Consider the following 19,368-nt stretch of genomic DNA (forward strand, 5'->3'; position numbering starts at 1 on the left):
TGGCCGGGCAGAAGTACCGCGTGCTGATGCAGTTCGGCGACCAGCTGGGTGACTTCGTGGAAGTGACCGCCAACACCAACGATGGCCGCGACGCGCTGCTGCAGCAGTATCACGACTGGTTCGGCGAGCGCTGGTGGATGCTGCCGAATCCGACCTACGGCGGCTTCGAGCCGGCGCAGTTCAACAACGATTACGCGCAGTCGCGGCAGGCCCGTCATGACGCCAAGCGTGCCGCGCTGGACTACGCGCCGTGAGCCGCGCCCCGCTGCCGCTGCGTGACGACGAACGCCTGATCTTCGCGCTGGACGTGCCTGACCGTGTGCAGGCGCTGGCGTGGGTCGACCGCCTTGGCGACAGCGCGGCGTTCTACAAGATCGGCATGGAACTGCTAGCCTCCGGTGAGTACTTCCAGGTGCTGGACGAACTGGCCCGCCGCGACAAGCGCGTGTTCGTCGACCTGAAGTTCTTCGACATCCCGGCCACCGCTGCGGCGGTGATCAAGCGCCTGGCGCAGTGGCCGGTCAGCTACGCCACCATCCACGGCTGGCACCCGGCGATGATGGAGGCCTGCGCGGCCGCCAACAGCGGCGACATGCGCCTGCTGGCGGTGACGGTGCTGACCTCGATGGGCCGCCCGGACCTGGCGCAGATGGGCATCGACCGCGAGCCGGTGGAGGTCGTGGTCGAACGCGCGCTGGCCGCACAGGCCGCTGGCATCGACGGCGTGATCGCCTCCGGCCAGGAAGCCGGCCCGATCCGCGCCGCGACCGGCGCCGGTTTCTCGATCGTCTGCCCGGGCATCCGCCCCGGTGGCCCGGTCGGCGATGACCAGAAGCGCACGGTGGGTGTGGCGCAGGCGTTTGCCGATGGTGCCGATGCCATCGTGGTCGGTCGTCCGATCCGCCATGCGTCCGATCCGCAGGCTGCAGCACGGGCGATCCAGCAGGAAATCGCGACGGCTTTGGCCGCGCGCTGAGCCCCGCCCCCACGGCGGTCACGCCGGCACCACGAACGCCATCCCGTCGAATGCGGGATGGCGTTCGCATTTGTGCCTGTTGCCCTGACGCACCCGACCCCAGCCGGGAAAACTGTGCGCCGCATCGCGCTGTAAGCGTGGAGCGCCCTCTATCAATCGATGCACCAGCACGGACCGCGGCCGTGCCGGTACCAACCATCGACAGAGGAATACACGGATATGTATCGCAGCACCTCTTTGTTGTTCGGCGGCCTGTTGGCGGCGGCCATCGTCTTTCCCGCCACGGCTGCACCCCAACCCCGCGAAGCACCGCGCATCATCGGCGGCGAGGATGCCAAGCCGGGCGACTACCCGTTCATGGTCAGCCTGCAGGGCATCTCCTACGGCGACACCGACCACACCCGGCACTTCTGCGGCGGCACGCTCATCTCACCGTCCTGGGTGCTGACCGCCGCGCACTGCGTGCAGGGCAATTCGCCAGCCTCGATCGCGGTACTCGGCAATGTCACCAGGCTGTCCACCGAACCGTCCGCGCATGCATCCAACGTCAAGGCCATCCACATGCACCCGGCGTTCAACAGCGGCAACACGCTGGAACATGATGTTGCCCTGATCCAGCTCAGCGCACCGTTGGCCGATGCGCAGCCGGTCGCGCTGCGGTTGCGGCCCGATGCCAGCTATCTCAAGCCAGGCCGGGAGTTCACGGTGATCGGCTGGGGCGACACCGACATCAGTGAAGAACGGCTCTATCCCACCCAGCTGCAGACGGTGCAGACCCCGTTCGTGCCCTTCGCCGAATGCCAGCAGGCCTACGGAGGCGAGCTCGCACGCGGCAAGGTCATCTGCGCCGGCCGCGAAGGGATCGACAGCTGCCAGGGTGACTCCGGTGGTCCGCTGCTGCTGCGCCTGCGCGAGGGCTGGACCCAGTTCGGTGTTGTCAGCTGGGGGGAAGGCTGCGCGTTGGCCGGCTACCCCGGCGTTTATGCCCGAATCGCCGAAAAACATGCCGTAGATTTCATTGAAGCAGTCTGGCAACGCGATTGATCCAGTAAAATCAATGGGTTGAATGACATTTCATCATGTGTTGCGTTAACTTTACGGGCAGCGTAGGATCGCCGCCATCCGGTCTTCGGGCCGGACATGCGCCACAACACTGTCCACCGGCCTTGCGCCGGTTTGAAGAGCCTGCGATCCCTGTGGTCCGGGCTCTTTTTTTTATCCGCCGGGTGCGGCAAGGGCCCATCGGCACGGGGCGTGGATCCACCGCGCAGTGCGCGCCATGGCAGAAACCGTGACGCCCCGGCTTGCCGCTGTCACGTCGCAGGCCGCAAGATGCGCACCGGTCCGGGGAGTCCGATTGCATGAGCGTGGTAATGCGAGGAAGGTCTGCGCGGGGATGGGGGCTGGCGGCCATGCTGCTGCTGGCCATCGCCGCGTGCCGTGAATCCGGCAGTGATCCGGCCGCCGCGCCGGCCGAACCTGTCGCTGCGGTACAGGCGATGGCGCAACGGCTGGCCGAGGACGACCTGGTCGGCTATGCAAAGCTGTCGGTGCCCCCCAGCCAGTACCAGCGGCTGCAGCAGGCCTGGGCCGACGGCCACAGCCAGTGGCCGCTGACCGGACTGCCGCTGGGCGACCAGCTGCTGCCGATGCTGGCGGCGCTGCGTGAGCCCGGTGCCAGCGTGCAGCTGCAGCGCAGTTTCGATCGCCAGCTGGCCGGCCAGGCCCGCGCCGTGCGCCAGGCCGCGCAGTCGATGGGCAACTTCGGTGTGCAGTACCTGCGGCACCAGAAGGGCTATACGCCCGGCCAGCAGGCGCACTACATCCAGCTGGTGCAGACCCTGGCCGCCTGGGCGCAGGATGCCCCGATCAGCGACCGCGCCAGAGCCCGCAGCAGCATCGCCGCCCTCGTCGGCACCGCCGCCCAGGTGGGTTTCCAGGACGATGCCGGTCTGCAGGCCGCAGGCATGGAAGGCAGCCTGCAGCAGCTGGCGCCGTTCATCCACACGCTGAAGGCGGTGCTGGCCAGCTATGGCCTGGGAGTGGACGAGGCGCTGCGCAGCGTGCGCGGTGAGCTGCTGTCGGTGGAGGGCGACAATGCCCTGGTGCGCCTGCAGTACGAGCTCGCCGGCCGCGCGATGACCGTGCAGGTGCCGCTGAGCCGGCGCGAGGGCCACTGGTACCTGACCCGCACCCTGGCCGATACCGATGCCCTGTTGCGGCAGGCCGATGCGGCGCGCGCTGCTGCCGCTCCGGACCCTGTGCCCGCCCCGACAACCGATGGGGAAGCGGCAACGCCATCGGCTAAGCCATAATGACGTCGATGTCGAAACAGAACCCGCTGCCGTTCCCCGGCGAAGAATCCCAGCCGACGCCCGCCGACACGGCGCCGGCGTCCCCCTCGACCGACGCCGGCACGCCGCCGGCGGCGACGCCTGTGCACGCGCGTCCTGCCGGCCGCCGCCCGCTGTGGGCGCGCCTGCTCGGGCGCCTGGTGGAACCCTGGCTGTCGCTGAAGATCGAGCCGGAAGACCCGGGCCAGTACAACGATGGCCGCCCGGTCATGTACGTGCTGGAAGACTACGGCCTGTCCAACGCGCTGATCCTGGACAAGGCCTGCCGCCAGGCTGGCCTGCCCTCGCCGCTGGTACCGCTGGCCGGTGACCCTACCGGCCGCAAGCGCGCCTACCTGGCCCTGTCGCGGCGCAGCTCGAGCAACTCGCTGATTCCCGAGCAGCGCGGCGCCAAGACCCATTCCGATTCGCTGGCCAAGGTCCTGCAGGCCCATCGCGTGCGCGACGACCTGGATGTGCACCTGGTGCCGGTGTCGATCTTCGTCGGCCGCGCCCCGGACAAGCAGAGCGGCTGGTTCGCCGTGCTGTTCTCGGAAAACTGGGCGCTGGTCGGCCGCTTCCGCCGCCTGCTCGGCCTGCTGCTGAACGGCCGCAACACCATCGTCCGCTTCGCACCGCCGATCTCGCTGCGCAGCACGGTCGACGAGGGCCTGGAGCCCGAGCGTACGGTGCGCAAGCTGCAGCGCGTGCTGCGTACCCATTTCCGCCGCATCCGCGAGTCGGTGATCGGTCCTGACCTGTCGACCCGGCGCCTGCTGGTGGACCAGGTGCTGGCCGCCGAGACGGTGCGCGAGGCGATCGCCTCGCAGGCCAAGCGCGACAACAGCAAAACCAGCGATGCCTGGAAGAAGGCGCACGCCTACGCCTGGGAAATCGCCGCGGACTATTCCAGCCCGGTGGTGCGCTCGGCCAGCTTCATGCTCAGCCATGTGTGGAACCGCATCTACGCCGGCGTGCTGGTGCACCACCTGGACAAGTTCAAGGCCGCAGCGCCGGGCCACGAAGTGGTCTACGTGCCCAGCCACCGCAGCCACATGGACTACCTGCTGCTGTCCTACCTGCTGTACGACCGCGGCATCGTGCCGCCGCACATCGTGGCCGGCATCAACCTGAACCTGCCGGTGGTGGGCACCCTGCTGCGCAAGGGCGGTGCGTTCTTCATCCGTCGCTCGATCCGCGGCAACGCGCTGTATTCGGCGGTGCTGAGCGAGTACGTGGCGCAGCTGGTCGCCGGCGGCTATTCCATCGAGTACTTCGTCGAGGGCGGGCGCTCGCGTACCGGCCGGTTGCTGCAGCCCAAGGGCGGCATGATCTCGATGACCCTGCGCGCGTTCCTGCGCCAGCCGCGCAAGCCGGTGCTGTTCCAGCCCATCTACATCGGCTACGAGAAGCTGATGGAGGGCGGCAGCTACCTGGATGAACTGTCCGGGCGGCCCAAGGAGAAGGAATCGATCTGGCAGCTGCTGTGGGGCATCCCCAAGGTGCTCAAGCAGAACTACGGCCAGGTGGTGGTGAACTTCGGCGAACCCATCGCGCTGAACGATGTGCTGGCCGAGAAGGCTCCGGAGTGGGGTGGCGAGGCGGTGTCCGAGGACGAGAAGCCCTCGTGGTTGTCGACCACCGTCGACACCCTGGCCGAGCGCATCCAGGTGCGCATCAACGGCGCGGCCGACGTCAATCCGATCAACCTGCTGGCGCTGGCCCTGCTGTCCACGCCCAAGCATGCGATGGGCGAGGCCGACCTGATCGCGCAGATCGAGCTGTGCAAGACCCTGCTGGTGGAGATGCCGTATTCGGGCCGGGTGACGGTGACTCCGCATTCGCCGGAGCGGATCATCGCCCACGCCGAAGAGATCAACGTCCTCACCCGCATCAAGCACCCGCTGGGCGACGTGCTCAGCGTCAGCGGCGATACCGCGGTGCTGCTGAGCTACTTCCGCAACAACGTGGTGCACCTGTTCACCGCATCGTCGTGGGTGGCCTGCTGCTTCCAGAACAACCGCCGCATGAGCCGCACCGGCCTGGTGCAGCTGGGCCGCACGGTGTACCCGTTCCTGCAGGCCGAACTGTTCCTGCCGTGGACCGAGGACGAGTTCGCCCAGCGCATCGACCAGACCATCGACGTGTTCGTGCGTGAGGGCCTGCTGCAGAACGTCAACGAAGACGACGGCGGCATCCTTGCCCGCAACACCGGGCAGACCGACGAAGTGTTCCGCCTGCGCGCGATCGGCCACTCGCTGCAGCAGGCATTCGAGCGCTACTACATCGCCATTTCGGTGCTGGTGAAGAACGGCCCGGGCACGCTCGGCGCCGCCGAGCTGGAAAGCCTGTGCCAGCAGGCCGCACAGCGCCTGAGCCTGCTCTATGCACCGGCCGCGCCGGAGTTCTTCGACAAGTCGCTGTTCCGCGGCTTCATCCAGAAGCTGCGCGAGCTGCGCCTGGTGTGGCCGGACGAGAACAGCAAGCTGCTGTTCGACGAGCGCCTGGACGCCTGGGCCAAGGATGCCAAGTTCATCCTCGGCCGCGAACTGCGCCACACCATCGAACGGGTCAGCCCGGAAGCGGCGCGCCCGGATGAACCGGCACCGCAGGATTGAACCTGCGGCGACTGTCGGGCCTGGCCGCGTTGATCGCGGCCGGAGGCCTTGCGGCTACTTCGGTGCAGGCTGCAGAAGCCTGCGTGGACGACAACCTGCCCGGGCGCCTGGCCGATGCGCCGGTGCGCCTGTGTATCGAGGCCGGGCAACCGGTGCGCTACCGCTTGTGGTTGGCCGGCGAGGTGCGCATCAGCGGTGATGAATCCGCCGCTCGCCAGGGTCTTGCCGGTGCCTGGTACGGGCACCCGCTGGGTCTGCGCTGTTCCGGTGCCGACAACGTGCGCCGCTGCGACCTGACCGTGGACGGTGAGGCGGCCTGGAGTGCGGAGCTGGCCCTGCCGCGTTGATGCAGGCCCCCATCCACGCATGGCGTGGATCTACCGGGACATCCCGGCATGGCGTGGATCCATAGGCTGCCGCTGTGCCATCGGCGTTCGGGGGCGGCGTAGGCCAGTAGATCCACGCCATGCGTGGATGGGCCACCGGTTACGCCGGTTCGTCCGGAATCTGCAGGCTTTCCAGCTTGGTGATGCAGTCCTTCAGCTGCAGCTTGCGCCGCTTCAGGCGCTTGAACTCCAGCTCATCTTCGCCGTTGGCGGCCATGCGCGCGATCTGTTCATCCAGCGACCGGTGCTCGGCGCGGAGGGCGACGAGGTGTTCGACGATTTCGGCGGGGTTGTAGGTGTCCACGGTCTCCGAGCATACACAGCGACGATGACTGCCGGGAGAGGGGAATCCCGACCCCGGGTCCGGGCTGCCACAAGCCGGTAGAATGGCGCCATGTCCGCCGTGATCTCCCTGCCCGATCCCCCGCAGCGCGTTCCGCGCGATCCGCGCGTGGACGGGCTCGGGGCGGACAAGCTGGGCAAGCGCCTGCGCCGCCAGGTCGGCCAGGCCATCGCCGACTTCGGCATGATCGAAGCAGGCGACAAGGTCATGGTCTGCCTGTCCGGCGGCAAGGACAGCTACACCCTGCTGGACCTGCTGCTGCAGCTGCAGAAAAAGGCGCCGGTGCCGTTCGAACTGGTGGCGGTGAACCTGGACCAGAAACAGCCGGGTTTCCCCGCGCACGTCCTGCCGGAGTACCTGGCCGGGCTGGGCGTGCCGTACCAGATCATCGAGCAGGACACGTATTCAGTGGTCAGCCGGGTCATCCCGGAAGGCCGCACGATGTGTTCGCTGTGCTCGCGCCTGCGCCGTGGCGCGCTGTACAACCACGCCAAGGCGCATGGCTTCAGCAAGATCGCACTGGGCCACCATTGCGATGATGTGGTGGCCACGTTCTTCCTGAACCTGTTCCACCACGCCAAGCTGGCCGCCATGCCACCGAAGCTGCTCAGCGACGATGGCCAGCACGTGGTGATCCGCCCGTTGGCGTACGTGCGCGAGCACGACATCGTGCAGTACGCGCAGGCGCGCCGTTTCCCGATCATTCCCTGCACCCTGTGTGGCAGCCAGGAAAACCTGCAGCGTCGGCAGGTCGGCCTGATGCTCAAGCAGTGGGACCAGGACCATCCGGGGCGCATTGAACAGATCGCACGTGCAATGGCCGACGTGCGACCTGCGCAGCTGGCCGATGCCGCCCTGTTCGATTTCATGGCCCTGGGCCGCCGTGGCGATGCGGCGCATGCCGATGCCTGGCCGGCCGACGCAGTTCCCGAGACGCCTGCCGTTTAAGGTCGGGCGCCCTTCTTCTTCAGACACCGGAATTCCATGTTCTTTCGCAACCTGACGTTCTTCCGCTTCCCGACTGCCACTGATTTTTCCGAAGTCGACACCCTGCTGCCGCACGCCCTGCTCAAGCCGGTGGGCGCACTGGAAATGAACTCGCGTGGTTTCATCTCGCCATTCGGCCGCGAAGAGAAGGAAGTGCTCTCGCACCGCATTGCCGAACACCTGTGGCTGACCGTCGGTGGCGAGGACAAGATCCTGCCCGGCGCGGTGGTCAATGACCTGCTCGAGCGCAAGCTGGAGGAGATCGAAGAGAAGGAAGGCCGCCGCCCCGGTGGCCGCGAGCGCAAGCGCATGAAGGACGACCTGCTGCATGAACTGCTGCCGCGCGCCTTCGTGAAGTCCTCGCGCAACGATGCCTTCATCGACCAGCTGCACGGCTATGTGGCGGTGGACACCTCCAGCCGCAAGACCGGCGAATACTTCATGTCCGACATCCGCGGCCTGCTTGGCAGCTTCCCGGCGATGCCGCTGAACGCCGAAGTCGCGCCGCGTTCGATCCTGACCGGCTGGATCGCCGGCGAGCCCCTGCCCACCGGCTTCAGCCTGGGCGAGGAGTGCGAGATGAAGGACCCGGTGGAAGGCGGCGCGGTGGTCAAGTGCCAGCACCAGGAACTGCGCTGCGACGAGATCGACAAGCACCTGGATGCCGGCAAGCAGGTCACCAAGCTGGCCCTGGTGTTCGAGGACAACCTGTCCTTCGTGCTGGGCGACGACCTGATCGTGCGCAAGCTGAAGTTCCTGGACGGCGCGCTGGACCAGCTGGAACATGCCGACGAAGACGGCCGCCGTGCCGAGTTCGACGCCCGCTTCGCCCTGCAGAGCGCTGAGATCCGTCGCCTGTTCCTGCTGCTTGAAGAAGCCTTCAAGCTCAGCAAGGCTGACTGAACAGGCAGGCCGTCGGCCGCCGGTCATCCGGCGGCCTCGCACGGCGCTATGCTGGGACCATGAGCCGTCTGCTGCGCCGCCTGATCTCGCCGGTCCCACCCGCCACCGTGCAGCGCGATACCGTTCGCCTGCGCCTGGAGGATGTCGAGATCGAGATACTGCGCGTGCGTGATCCGCGCGCGCGCCGGATCAAGCTCAGCGTCGATGAGCGCGGCGCACGACTGACGTTGCCGCCGCGTGCCAGCCTGGTGATGGGCGAGCGCTTCCTCGAACTGCATCGCGAATGGCTGGGGCTGCAGCTGCGCCACTACCAGGGGCATGGTCTGCCCGCCGCGTTGCAGCCCGGCGTTGAAGGGGTGCTGCCGCTGCGCGGCGAGTTGTTGCCGCTGCGCTGGCAGGAAGGCCGCTACGCACGGCTGGAAATCGACGGGCACGGTGCCTGTGTGCAATGGCCGAGCCGTGGCGGCGATGCGACCCTGCGCCGCCTGCTGCGCGAATTCTACGAAGCACAGACCCGCGCCGATGTCGGCCGCTGGTTGCCGAAGTACCTGCCCGGCCTGCCGCGCGCGCCCAGCCGCCTGCGGTTGAAGGTGATGTCCTCGCAATGGGGCTCGTTGGCCCCCGACGGCAGCATGGCGCTGGACCTGGCATTGGTACTGGGCCGCCCGGCCGCCTTCGAGTACGTGCTGGTGCACGAACTCTGCCACCTGATCCAGGCCAACCACTCGCCCGCGTTCTGGCACGAAGTGGAACAACGCTTCCCCGACTGGCGCGAGCAGCGCGACTATTTCCAGCTGGAAGGGCGACGCCTGAAAGCGATGCTCCGGCAACTGCTGTAGCGCCTGCGCTACAGCACCTGCCCACGCATTCCTCCTCTACCCCCGCCTTCGGCGCGCCCCTTCAACAGAAGGGGCTCCACTCCATAGAGCCGGCGGCGCAGTCGAGCAAAATCGGCTCTACAGAAGCGCGCACAGCGCGCGACCCGCTTCTGCTCCTGCTCTTCCTTTTCTCTTCCGTGGTGGCACGGAAACTGTCTGAGGTCGGGCGGGTGGGCCATGCAGGGGCGTTGGCGCCATGGATGGCGCCATCGAGCTTACAAGGGTGAGGGCGCTTTGCTTGCGAAGCACTGCTTCGCAAGCGACCGAACGCACAGCCGCCAGCGGCTGGGCCGGGCCCCGGAGGGGGACTTGCAGCGTCCCCTGCATGGCCCACCCGCCCGGCCAAGCGCGGCTTTTGATTGTGCCCCTGCGCCACGAGGGGCTCAGCCGTTGGCCGCAAACCTCATCGACCCGCGCGCAGGGCCGCCGCCTCCGCCCACCGCGCCGCCACGCGCGGCGCAGTGATGCACACCGCCTGATCGGTCACCGTGGTCACCGCCCGTTCCAGCAGCTGGATGTCCGCTTCGTGCTGGCGCGCCACGTGCGGATCCTCGAAGAAGATCGCGCGCTGGCAACGGCCTTCCAGCACGCGGTCGGCAATCTGCGCATCGCCGCCCATCGGGCCGCTCTGGTAGCGCGTCACCCACGCTGCATCCGCTGGCCAGCCGCGGCTCCAGGCCAGCTCGTTCAAGCGCTGGCCGGTGGTGCCGGTGGCGACGCGTTCGCCGAAGCGCGCCAGTACGTCGAAGTGTTCATCGGCGAACGCCAGCATCGCCGGCTTCATCGCATCGTGCGCGATCAACGCCAGCGTATGCCCTTCGAATGCATGCAGGTCGTTGGCGCCTGTATCGGCAGCCAGGCCAGCATGGATGCGCTCCACCTCGATCCAGTCGCGGGCGGTGGCCAGGGTGGAAATGAAAGGCTTGCCGTGGATCACGCACTGGCGCTTGAGCGCGGTCGCCTCGGGGAATACCGAGGAAGGGTCGACTGGATCCATCAGATAGACCGCACCGTCCAGCGTACGCTCGGCGCCCATGCCCACCACTTCGGCCACCAGTTTCATCAAGCCGCCGTCGCGACCGTAGGGATAGCGCTGCAGGCCGTCGTAACCGGCAAGGAAGCCGTTGCGCTGGATCGCGTCGTGGGTGCGGCCGACCGCACACAGTGTCACGCCCAGTTCGCGCAGCCCGGGTTCGCTGGCGCGCAGCCAGCGGAACAGTGCCGCGCGCGCGTCGTGGTGATGGAGACGGTTGGCGGCCAGGCCGATGCGCATCGAAAGCTCCGGGATCGGTAGAAGCGGCAGTGTATGTCGCTCTTGGCGGTTTCGGAGGGTTTTACAAATTTCCTCATTGTTGCTGGCAGGGGCGTCGCTAGCGTGGCAGGAGGCCGCACCGCGATGCGGCCATGCCCCTGCCTGCGACATGAGGATGTCCACCGTGAATGTCGCTGGCCCTTTGGCCCGCATCGCCGCCCTGTCGCTGTTGTCGGCGCCGGCCTGGGCCGGACAGTGCGAAGGCCCCATCCTGCTTGCCTATCCCGCTGACCGTGCGCCGTTGTCGTCCAGTCAGGACGACACGCCACAGGGGCTGGTGGCCGCCTACCTGGCGCTGCTGCAGGAGCAGGTGCCCACGCTGCGCGCCACACCGGTCGTGGCGACGACGCTGGCCGCTGCCGCGCTGCCTGCCGGGACCCACGCCGTGCTTGGCTGGCCGCGCGCGCAGACGCCGAAAGGCTGGGTGGCCAGCGTGCCCTACCTGCAGGTGCCGCAGGTGATCGTGCGACGCCCTGACGCGCTGCCGATCCATGGCCTGGACGGACTGCACGGTCGCGGCGTGGCCAGCCTCGACACCGTGCCGCTTGCCAGGGTGCTGGAGGAGTCGGGCGCGCATGTGCCGCTGCTGCAGGTGGCGGCATTGGACAAGGCGCTGCAGCTGCTGATCAGCGGCCAGATCGATGCAGTGGTGGGCAACCTGGTGGAAGTGGAAGCGGCGCTGCGCGATCAGCCTGGCGGCGCGCTGGACGTGGCGGCGCCGGCCGGCTTCAGCGACGCACTGGTATTGGCGGCGCTGCCGGCGTGTGCGCACCTGGTGGATCGCTTCAACCAACTGCAGGCAGGCATGACGGAGGAGCAGCGCGAGGCATTGCGGGCCCATTGGGTCTCTACATCCCCTCGCCGCGGCCACGTGCCGCCGGTGTCGCCCCTGCGCGGCTTGATCGCAGTGCTGCTGATGCTGCTGACAATGGGCCTGGTGCACGCATTCGGCTACTGGCGGCTGCACCGCGAAGGCCTGCGCAGGCAGGCGCTGGAGCAGCAGCTGCAGGAGGTCACCGCCAACCTGCCGGCGGTGGTGTACCAGGCGCGGCGCAGCAGCACCGGCGAGTACAGCGTTCCCCACATTGCCGGCGATGTGCATGCCCTGTTCGGGATCAGCGTAGATACCGCGCGGGTCGACCATGGAAGCCTGCTGGCAGCAGTCCATCCGCAGGACCGCCGCTCGGTGCTGGCCTGCGTTGATGCCGCCGCGCTGGTGCGTGGGCCCATCGACATCACCTTCCGCACGCGCGGCCCCAACGGCTGGCGCTGGGTACGTTCGCACGGGCGCCCGATTGCCTGCAGCGACAGCGGCGTGGAATGGAGCGGATACTGGATGGATGTCACCGAGGCGCGCGCGCGCACGCAGGCACTGAACGATGCGCGGCGTGATGCCGAGCAGGATGCTGCCGCCAAGAGCCATTTCCTGGCCACCATGAGCCACGAGATCCGCACGCCGATGAGCACCTTGCTGGGAATGCTGGAGCGCTTCGGCGGCGGCGCGCTGGATGCGCGCCAGCGCCAGGTACTGGCGACCATCGATGATGCCGCGCAGATGCTGCGGCAGATCCTTGATGACGTGCTGCACAGCCAACGCCTGCAGTCCGGCCCACAACCACCGCAGTGCCTGCCCACCGACCTGGCCGGGCTGCTGCGTGCGGTGCAGCGCCTGCTGGTGCCGGTGGCAGCAAGCAAAGGGCTGCATCTGCGCTGCGAGGTGGATCCTGCGCTGCAGCGTGGATCGTTGGCCGATGCGCTGCGCCTGCGCCAGATCCTGTTCAACCTGGCGGGCAATGCGCTGAAATTCACCCTGCAGGGTGGGGTGGACCTGCAGGTGCGGGTGCTGCAGCAGCGCGAACGTGGCCAGCAGCTGCGCCTGCAGGTGACCGATACCGGTGTGGGCATCAGCCGGGAGCGCCAACGGGCGGTATTTGCAGCATTTACCCAGGCCGACGCCTCCACCACCCGGCGCTTCGGTGGCAGCGGCCTGGGCCTGGCGATCTGCCGGGACCTGGCGGCATCGATGGGCGGGCAACTGCAGCTGTGCAGTACGCCGGGCGCGGGCACCACGGTGTGGCTGGACCTGTACCTGCCGGCCTGCGAGGCGCCATCGGTGGAGCATCGTGATGATGCGGCTGGCCTGCACGAATTGCCGCCCGTACGGGTACTGGTTGCCGAAGACCATCCCACCAACCTGCAGCTGCTGGTGCGACAGCTGCGGGAAATGGGCCTGCAGGTGCATGCCGCAGCCAATGGCGAGCAGGCCTGGCAGGCGTGGCAGACGCAACGGTTCGCGCTGGTCATCACCGACTGCCACATGCCGGGCATGGACGGCTTTGCCCTGGCCCGCGCGATCCGCGCCGATTCCCGTGCCGACGCGGCAAGGGTGCCGATCATTGCGTTGACCGCCAGCGTGCTCGACAGTACCCGCCAGGCCTGCCTCGACGCTGGCATCGATCATTTCATCGCCAAGCCGGTCGACCGCCAGGCACTGCATGCCACCCTGGCCGCAGTGCTGATGCCGCTCGATCTGTCAGTGCGCCAGTAGCCGGGCGATGCTGGCGGCGGCGTCGCGACCTTCGGCCACGGCGGTCACCACCAGGTCGGCACCGCGCACTGCGTCACCCCCTGCGAACAGACGGGGATGTGCGGTCTGGAAGGGCAGCTTGCCCTTGCCTCCGGCGAGGATGCGGCCGTTGGCCTGGCCCTCCACGCCATGCTCGGCCAGCCACGACGGCACGCTGGGCGAGAAACCGAACGCGATGATCACCACGTCCGCTTCCAGCAGCGACTCGCTGCCCTCGATCTGTACCGCGTTCTGGCGGCCGTTGGCATCGGGTTCGCCCAGGCGCGTCTCGATGACGGTGACGCCGATCACTTCGTCATCGGCGCCGGCTTCGATCGACAGCGGCTGGCGGTTGAACAGGAAGCGCACGCCTTCCTCGCGCGCGTTCGCCACTTCGCGCGCGCTGCCCGGCATGTTGGCTTCGTCGCGGCGGTAGGCGCAGGTGACCTTGGCCGCACCCAGTCGCACCGCGCTGCGCACGCAGTCCATGCCGGTGTCGCCACCGCCGAGGACCACCACGCGCTTGCCATTGAGGTCGGGCAGGGCGATCTGGTCTTCCCAGCCGGCGATCGGGCGGCCCTGCGGGTCATCACCGCCGACGATGCGGCTGTTCTGCACCAGGAACGGCAATGCCGGCAGCACGCCCTTCAGGTCCTGGCCGTCGAGGCCACCATCGGTGTAGCGGTAGGCGCCGGTACCGACGAACACCGCATCATGCGTGTCCAGCAGCTGCTGCAGGCTGATGTCGCGGCCGATCTCCACGCCGAGGCGGAACTGCACGCCCATGCCTTCCAGCACGTCGCGACGACGACGGATCACGTCCTTGTCCAGCTTGAAACTGGGGATGCCGAACTGCAGCAGGCCACCGATCTGTTCGTAACGGTCGTAGACCACCGCGGTGATGCCGGCATGCGCCAGGCGGTCGGCACAGGCCAGGCCTGCGGGGCCGGCACCGATCACCGCCACCGTGTGGCCGGTGGGCTGCACCGCCGTCATGTCCGGCCGCCAGCCGGTAGCCAGCGCGGTATCGACGATGTACTTCTCCACCGCGCCGATGGTGACCGCACCAAACTCTTCCAGCGTGCAGCTGCCTTCGCACAGGCGATCCTGCGGGCACACCCGGCCGCACACTTCCGGCAACGGGTTGGTGCTGTGGCACAGCGTGGCTGCTTCGTGGATGCGGTTTTCCTGCACCAGCTGCAGCCATTGCGGAATGGCGTTGTGCACCGGGCACTTCCAGCTGCAGTACGGGTTGCCGCAGTCCAGGCAACGGCCGGCCTGGTACTGCGCATCCTCCTTGCCGAATTTTCCGTACAGCTCGCCCCAGTCACCGGAGGTGCGCAGTTCAACCGGGATGCGCTGCGGCATGGTCCGGGGCAGGTCGAGGAACTGGAAGGCGTGCTTGCGGCTCATGGCGGACTCTGTGGATTTCCGGATGCCGGCCAGCGGCTGGCACTACAGCGGTGGGGAAGCCGGTGCGCCCAGTGCATGCGGCGCATCCGTTACGTGCGGTGTGTCACGCCGCGCGGCGCAGGGTTTCGGTCAGCGACTCGATGCTGGCGGCCTTGGGTTTGACCAGCCAGAACTTGCCGATGTAATCGCGGAACTCGTCCATGATCTGCTGCGCCCAGATGCTGCCGGTCAATTCGCGATGACGGCCGATCAGGCGGTGCAGATGCTGGCGGTAGTTCTCGAACCCTTCGGCGGAGACGCGATGGATGTCGATCAGCTCGTGGTTGTAGCGGTCGACGAAATCGCGGTCCACGTCCAGCACGTAGGCCAGGCCACCGGTGAAGCCGGCACCGAAGTTCAGGCCGACCTTGCCCAGCACCAGCACCACGCCGTCGGTCATGTACTCGCAGCAGTGATCGCCTGCGCCTTCCACTACCGCCAGTGCGCCGGAATTGCGCACGGCGAATCGTTCACCGGCACGGCCAGCGGCGAACAGCTCGCCACCGGTTGCGCCATACAGGCAGGTGTTGCCGATGATGGCGGTGCTGCGTGCCTCGAAGCGTGCGCCACGCGGCGGACGCACCACCAGGCGGCCACCGGCCATGCCCTTGCCGACGTAGTCGTTGGCTTCACCCTCCACTTCCAGGTGCAGGCCGCCGACGTTGAAGGCGCCGAAGCTCTGCCCGGCGCTGCCGCGGAAGCGCAGTTCCAGCGGCGATTCAGCCATGCCCTGGTTGCCGTGCGCGCGCGCCACGGCGCCGGCCAGGCGGGTGCCGATGCTGCGGTCGGTGTTGTGGATCAGGAAGCGATGCTCGCCACCGCGCTTGTGTTCGATGGCCTCGGCCAGCAGGCCGTCCATCTGCGTGGCCAGGCTGTCCGGAGATTCATACAGGCGCTGTGCGGCGCAGTGGCTGCCCGGGTAACTGGCGTCGGCCAGCAGCCGCGACAGGTCCACGCGCACGTCCTCGCGCGGCGAGACCTCAAGCTGGCGCAGCAGGTCGGTGCGGCCGACGATTTCCTGCAGCGAACGTGCGCCCAGCACCGACAGCCAGCCGCGTACTTCCTCGGCCAGCAGGCGGAAGAAGTTCTCCACGCGCTCGGGCTGGCCGGTGAAGTGGTTCTCGCGCAGGCGCTCGTCCTGGGTGGCGACGCCGGTGGCGCAGTTGTTGAGGTGGCAGATGCGCAGGTACTTGCAGCCCAGCACGATCATCGGCGCGGTGCCGAAGCCGAAGCTGTCCGCACCCAGCAGCGCTGCCTTGACCACGTCCAGGCCGGTCTTCAGGCCGCCATCGGTCTGCAGCAGGGTGCGCCCACGCAGGTCGTTGGCCACCAGCGCCTGGTGCGCCTCGGCGATGCCCAGTTCCCACGGCACGCCGGCGTAGCGGATCGAGCTGACCGGGGAAGCACCGGTACCGCCGTCATGGCCGGAAATGGTGATCAGGTCAGCACCGGCCTTGACCACGCCCGCCGCGATCGTGCCGACGCCGGCATGGCTGACCAGCTTCACCGACACCAGCGCGGTCGGGTTGACCTGCTTGAGGTCGTAGATCAGCTGCGCCAGGTCTTCGATGGAGTAGATGTCGTGGTGCGGTGGCGGCGAGATCAGGCCGATGCCCGGCCTGGCATAGCGCAGGCGTGCGATCAGTTCATTAACCTTGTGCCCGGGCAGCTGGCCGCCTTCGCCGGGCTTGGCGCCCTGCGCAACCTTGATCTGCAGCACTTCGGCGTTGACCAGGTATTCGGCGGTGACGCCGAAGCGGCCTGAGGCCACCTGCTTGATCTTGCTGCGCTTGTCGGTGCCATAGCGCGCCGGGTCTTCGCCACCTTCGCCGGAATTGCTGCGGCCGCCGAGGCGGTTCATCGCAATGGCCAGCGCTTCATGCGCCTCGGGAGAGAGCGCACCGAGGCTGATCGCGGCGGTATCGAAACGCGGGAACAGATCGCTGGCCGGTGCCACTTCGTCCAGCGGTGTCGGCGTTGCCGCCGGCACCAGCTGCAGCAGATCGCGCAGCGCCGACGGCGGGCGCGCATGCACGGCATCGCAGTACTGCTGCCACGCACGCGGGTCACCGCTGCGCGCTGCGCGCTGCAGGGTGGTCACCACGTCCGGGTTGTACATGTGGTACTCGCCGCCGTGCACGTACTTCAGCAGGCCGCCGACATCCACGCCCTGCTGGGCGTCCCAGGCCTGCGCGCACAGTTCGCGCGCGTCGGCATCCAGGCGCGCGAAGCCGGCGCCACCGATGCGCGACGCGGTATCGGGGAAGCACAGGTCCACGACCTCCGGCTCCAGGCCGATGATCTCGAACAGCTGCGCACCGCGGTAGCTGGCCACGGTACAGATGCCCATCTTCGAGATGATCTTGGACAGGCCCTTGTAGATGCCCTTGCGGTAGCGGCGGCCGATCTGCGACTGCTCACCGCCCTTGCTGAGCTTGAGGATACCGCGTCGGCCGAGGTCGAACAGGGTCTGGTAGGCCAGGTACGGATACACCGCCGTGGCACCGAACCCGAGCAGGCAGGCCATGTGGTGCGCGTCGCGCGCGGTGCCGGTTTCCACGATCAGGTTGACGTCGCAGCGCAGGCCCAGCCGTGACAGGTGGTGGTGGATGGCGCTGGTGGCCAGCAGCGCATGCACCATCGGCCGCCCGGCCACCGGGTAGCGGTCGGACAGCAGCAGCATCACCATGCCGTCGCGCGCAGCCTGTTCGGCCTCGACGCAGATGCGTTCAATGCCCGCACGCAGGCCTTCCTCTTCGCTGTAGGACAGGTCGAGCAGGCGGTTGGCCTGCACGTACTGGTCCATCTTCAGCAGCTGGCGCAGCTTGCGCTGGCTCAGCACCGGAGAGTTGAGGATGACGTGGTTCACCGTCTCCGGGCCGGCATGGAAGATGTTGGTCTCCTTGCCGAGCTGGGTGGACAGGGACATTGCGCAGTCTTCGCGCAGCGGGTCGATCGGCGGGTTGGTGACCTGCGCGAAGGCCTGGCGGAAGTAGTCGTACAGCGGACGGCTGCGCTGGCTGAGCACGGCCATCGGCGTGTCATCGCCCATCGAGCCGGTGGCTTCCTGCTCGGTCTCGGCCAGCGGCCGCAGCACCTGTTCCACTTCCTCGCTGCTGAGCTGGTACAGCTTGTGGTAGCTGCGCAGGGTGCTTTCGTCGAACGGCTCTTCCACCAGCGACGGGTCGATCAGTTCGGTCTGCAGGTAGGTGACGCCCTGCTGCAGCCACTGCTTGTACGGTGCACGGCCGCGGTTGATGCGGTCGATGGCCTCCGAATCGAGCAGGTCACCGCGCTTGAGGTCGATGGCGATCATCTCGCCCGGGCCGAGCTTGCCCTTGCGCACCACGCGCTCGGTCGGTACTTCCCAGACGCCTGCTTCGGAGGCGACCAGGAAGTGACGATCCGCGGTCAGCATCCAGCGCGCCGGGCGCAGGCCGTTGCGGTCGAGGGTGCACACCGCGTAGCGGCTGTCGCAGGCGACGATGCCGGCCGGGCCGTCCCACGGTTCGCTGTTGAGGCCGTGGAACTCGTAGAACGCGGCCAGGTCCGGGTCCTTGAACTCCAGCGACTGCGTTGCCGGCGGCACCAGGATGCGCAGGGCCTGGATCAGCTCCATGCCGGCGGACACCATCAGTTCCAGCATGTTGTCCAGGCTCTGCGAATCGGAGCCGTGCATGGAGATGACCGGGTCGAACTCGCCGATGTCGAAACGGGGCGTCTTCCACACCTTGCTGCGCGCCTGTGCCCAGCGCCGGTTGCCTTCGATGGTGTTGATCTCGCCGTTGTGGGCGAGCATCCGGAACGGGTGCGCCAGCGGCCAGCGCGGCAGCGTATTGGTGGAGAAGCGCTGGTGGAACACGATGGCGCTGGAGGCCAGTTCGCGCCGCTGCAGGTCCGGGAAGAAGCGGCTGAGCTTGTCCGGCAGCACCATGCCCTTGTAGCTGATGGCGTTGGGGCTGAGCGTGGTGACGTAGTAGTCGGCGTGCGCGCGCAGCTGCTGTTCGCTGCGGCGGCGGGCCAGGAACAGGGCCAGGCCGAAGCCTGCGTCATCCTGGCCGACGCCGGCATCGACGAACACCTGCTCGATGCGCGGCAGGGTGTCGCGTGCCAGCTGTCCGCAGACGCTGTCGTCGGTCGGTACCTCGCGCCAGCCGGCCACCTTGCAGCCCACGGCCTCGATCTGCTGCTGCAGCTGTGTGCGGCAGGCCTGTGCGGCGTCGGCATCGTGCGGCAGGAACACCAGGCCCGCAGTGAAGCGCGCGCCGACGGCGATGCCGGCTTCACTGGCCAGCAGTTTCAGGAAGGCATCGGGGCGGCGCAGCAGCAGGCCACAGCCATCGCCGGTGAGCCCATCGGCGGCGACACCACCACGGTGGGTCATGCGCGAGAGCGCAGCGATGGCGGTATCCACCAGCAGGCGCGAAGGCTGGTCGTCGAGCTGGGCGACCATGCCAAATCCACAGGCATCGCGCTCGGAGCGCGGGTCGTAAAGCCCTTGGCGGTTGCGGGGGGCCATCTCTACCTCGATGCAGATTGAAATGAACGGGGACACTCCTGCCCGCTCTGTAGAGCACGCCCTGTACGTCATGGTGGAGTGTGCCGCGCATGGCG

Annotated in this window: 13 protein-coding genes and 1 pseudogene; 10 read left to right on the forward strand and 4 right to left on the reverse strand. The window is 67.9% G+C overall.

Features of this window, described 5'->3' with window-relative positions:
* The 6 genes and pseudogenes from AC3WTC_RS06030 to AC3WTC_RS06055 form a co-directional block, all read left to right on the forward strand.
* Nucleotides 1-254, forward strand: a pseudogene (locus AC3WTC_RS06030) (5'-nucleotidase, lipoprotein e(P4) family); the annotation flags it as partial.
* Nucleotides 251-976, forward strand: coding sequence for an orotidine-5'-phosphate decarboxylase (gene pyrF / locus AC3WTC_RS06035; protein ID WP_492711012.1), 726 nt, complete (start codon nucleotides 251-253; stop codon nucleotides 974-976). The pseudogene AC3WTC_RS06030 and the gene pyrF, both read left to right, overlap by 4 nt.
* Before the next feature lie 219 nt (nucleotides 977-1,195).
* Nucleotides 1,196-2,020 (forward strand): S1 family peptidase, encoded by an 825-nt coding sequence (locus AC3WTC_RS06040; protein ID WP_492711014.1) that lies wholly within the window; start codon nucleotides 1,196-1,198, stop codon nucleotides 2,018-2,020.
* 317 nt (nucleotides 2,021-2,337) lie between these two features.
* On the forward strand, nucleotides 2,338-3,291 hold the full coding sequence (locus AC3WTC_RS06045) for a hypothetical protein (protein WP_492711016.1): 954 nt from the start codon (nucleotides 2,338-2,340) through the stop codon (nucleotides 3,289-3,291).
* Nucleotides 3,291-5,927, forward strand: a complete 2,637-nt coding sequence (plsB, locus tag AC3WTC_RS06050) for a glycerol-3-phosphate 1-O-acyltransferase PlsB (RefSeq protein ID WP_025875424.1) — start codon at nucleotides 3,291-3,293, stop codon at nucleotides 5,925-5,927. The genes AC3WTC_RS06045 and plsB overlap by 1 nt, the downstream gene beginning before the upstream one ends.
* The gene (locus AC3WTC_RS06055; RefSeq protein WP_492711019.1) at nucleotides 5,924-6,274 is read left to right on the forward strand and encodes a hypothetical protein; all 351 of its coding nucleotides are present in this window, start codon (nucleotides 5,924-5,926) and stop codon (nucleotides 6,272-6,274) included. Before plsB ends, AC3WTC_RS06055 begins: the two co-directional genes overlap by 4 nt.
* A gap of 139 nt (nucleotides 6,275-6,413) precedes the next feature.
* On the opposite strand, the gene AC3WTC_RS06060 is transcribed toward AC3WTC_RS06055, so the two are convergent.
* A complete protein-coding gene (locus AC3WTC_RS06060; RefSeq protein WP_032978412.1) occupies nucleotides 6,414-6,617 on the reverse strand; it encodes a YdcH family protein in 204 nt (67 codons plus the stop codon).
* 90 nt (nucleotides 6,618-6,707) lie between these two features.
* Here AC3WTC_RS06060 and ttcA point away from each other — a divergent pair, with 90 nt between their 5' ends.
* From ttcA to AC3WTC_RS06075, 3 genes are read left to right on the forward strand one after another with little or no spacing between them, the layout of a single operon-like run.
* Nucleotides 6,708-7,604 carry a tRNA 2-thiocytidine(32) synthetase TtcA gene (ttcA, locus tag AC3WTC_RS06065; RefSeq protein ID WP_218788266.1) on the forward strand — a complete coding sequence of 299 codons (897 nt, stop codon included), beginning with the start codon at nucleotides 6,708-6,710 and terminating at the stop codon, nucleotides 7,602-7,604.
* Between the two features lie 36 nt (nucleotides 7,605-7,640).
* Nucleotides 7,641-8,546, forward strand: coding sequence for a recombination-associated protein RdgC (locus tag AC3WTC_RS06070; protein ID WP_025875418.1), 906 nt, complete (start codon nucleotides 7,641-7,643; stop codon nucleotides 8,544-8,546).
* A 59-nt stretch (nucleotides 8,547-8,605) separates the two neighbouring features.
* Nucleotides 8,606-9,385 carry a M48 family metallopeptidase gene (locus AC3WTC_RS06075; RefSeq protein ID WP_059063103.1) on the forward strand — a complete coding sequence of 260 codons (780 nt, stop codon included), beginning with the start codon at nucleotides 8,606-8,608 and terminating at the stop codon, nucleotides 9,383-9,385.
* Between the two features lie 442 nt (nucleotides 9,386-9,827).
* Here the strand turns inward: AC3WTC_RS06075 and AC3WTC_RS06080 are convergent, their stop codons facing one another.
* Nucleotides 9,828-10,697 (reverse strand): methylglyoxal synthase, encoded by an 870-nt coding sequence (locus tag AC3WTC_RS06080; protein ID WP_492711023.1) that lies wholly within the window; start codon nucleotides 10,695-10,697, stop codon nucleotides 9,828-9,830.
* 163 nt (nucleotides 10,698-10,860) lie between these two features.
* Here AC3WTC_RS06080 and AC3WTC_RS06085 point away from each other — a divergent pair, with 163 nt between their 5' ends.
* The gene (locus tag AC3WTC_RS06085; protein WP_492711025.1) at nucleotides 10,861-13,284 is read left to right on the forward strand and encodes a response regulator; all 2,424 of its coding nucleotides are present in this window, start codon (nucleotides 10,861-10,863) and stop codon (nucleotides 13,282-13,284) included.
* Here AC3WTC_RS06085 and AC3WTC_RS06090 read toward each other — a convergent pair.
* Nucleotides 13,270-14,715: an FAD-dependent oxidoreductase gene (locus tag AC3WTC_RS06090; protein ID WP_492711027.1), complete on the reverse strand. Its 1,446-nt coding sequence runs from the start codon at nucleotides 14,713-14,715 to the stop codon at nucleotides 13,270-13,272. The genes AC3WTC_RS06085 and AC3WTC_RS06090 overlap by 15 nt on opposite strands.
* A 103-nt stretch (nucleotides 14,716-14,818) precedes the next feature.
* The gene (gltB, locus tag AC3WTC_RS06095; protein ID WP_025876046.1) at nucleotides 14,819-19,273 is read right to left on the reverse strand and encodes a glutamate synthase large subunit; all 4,455 of its coding nucleotides are present in this window, start codon (nucleotides 19,271-19,273) and stop codon (nucleotides 14,819-14,821) included.
* Nucleotides 19,274-19,368 lie beyond the last annotated feature (95 nt).

Source organism: Stenotrophomonas sp. FW305-C-20-S1 (assembly GCF_058783335.1).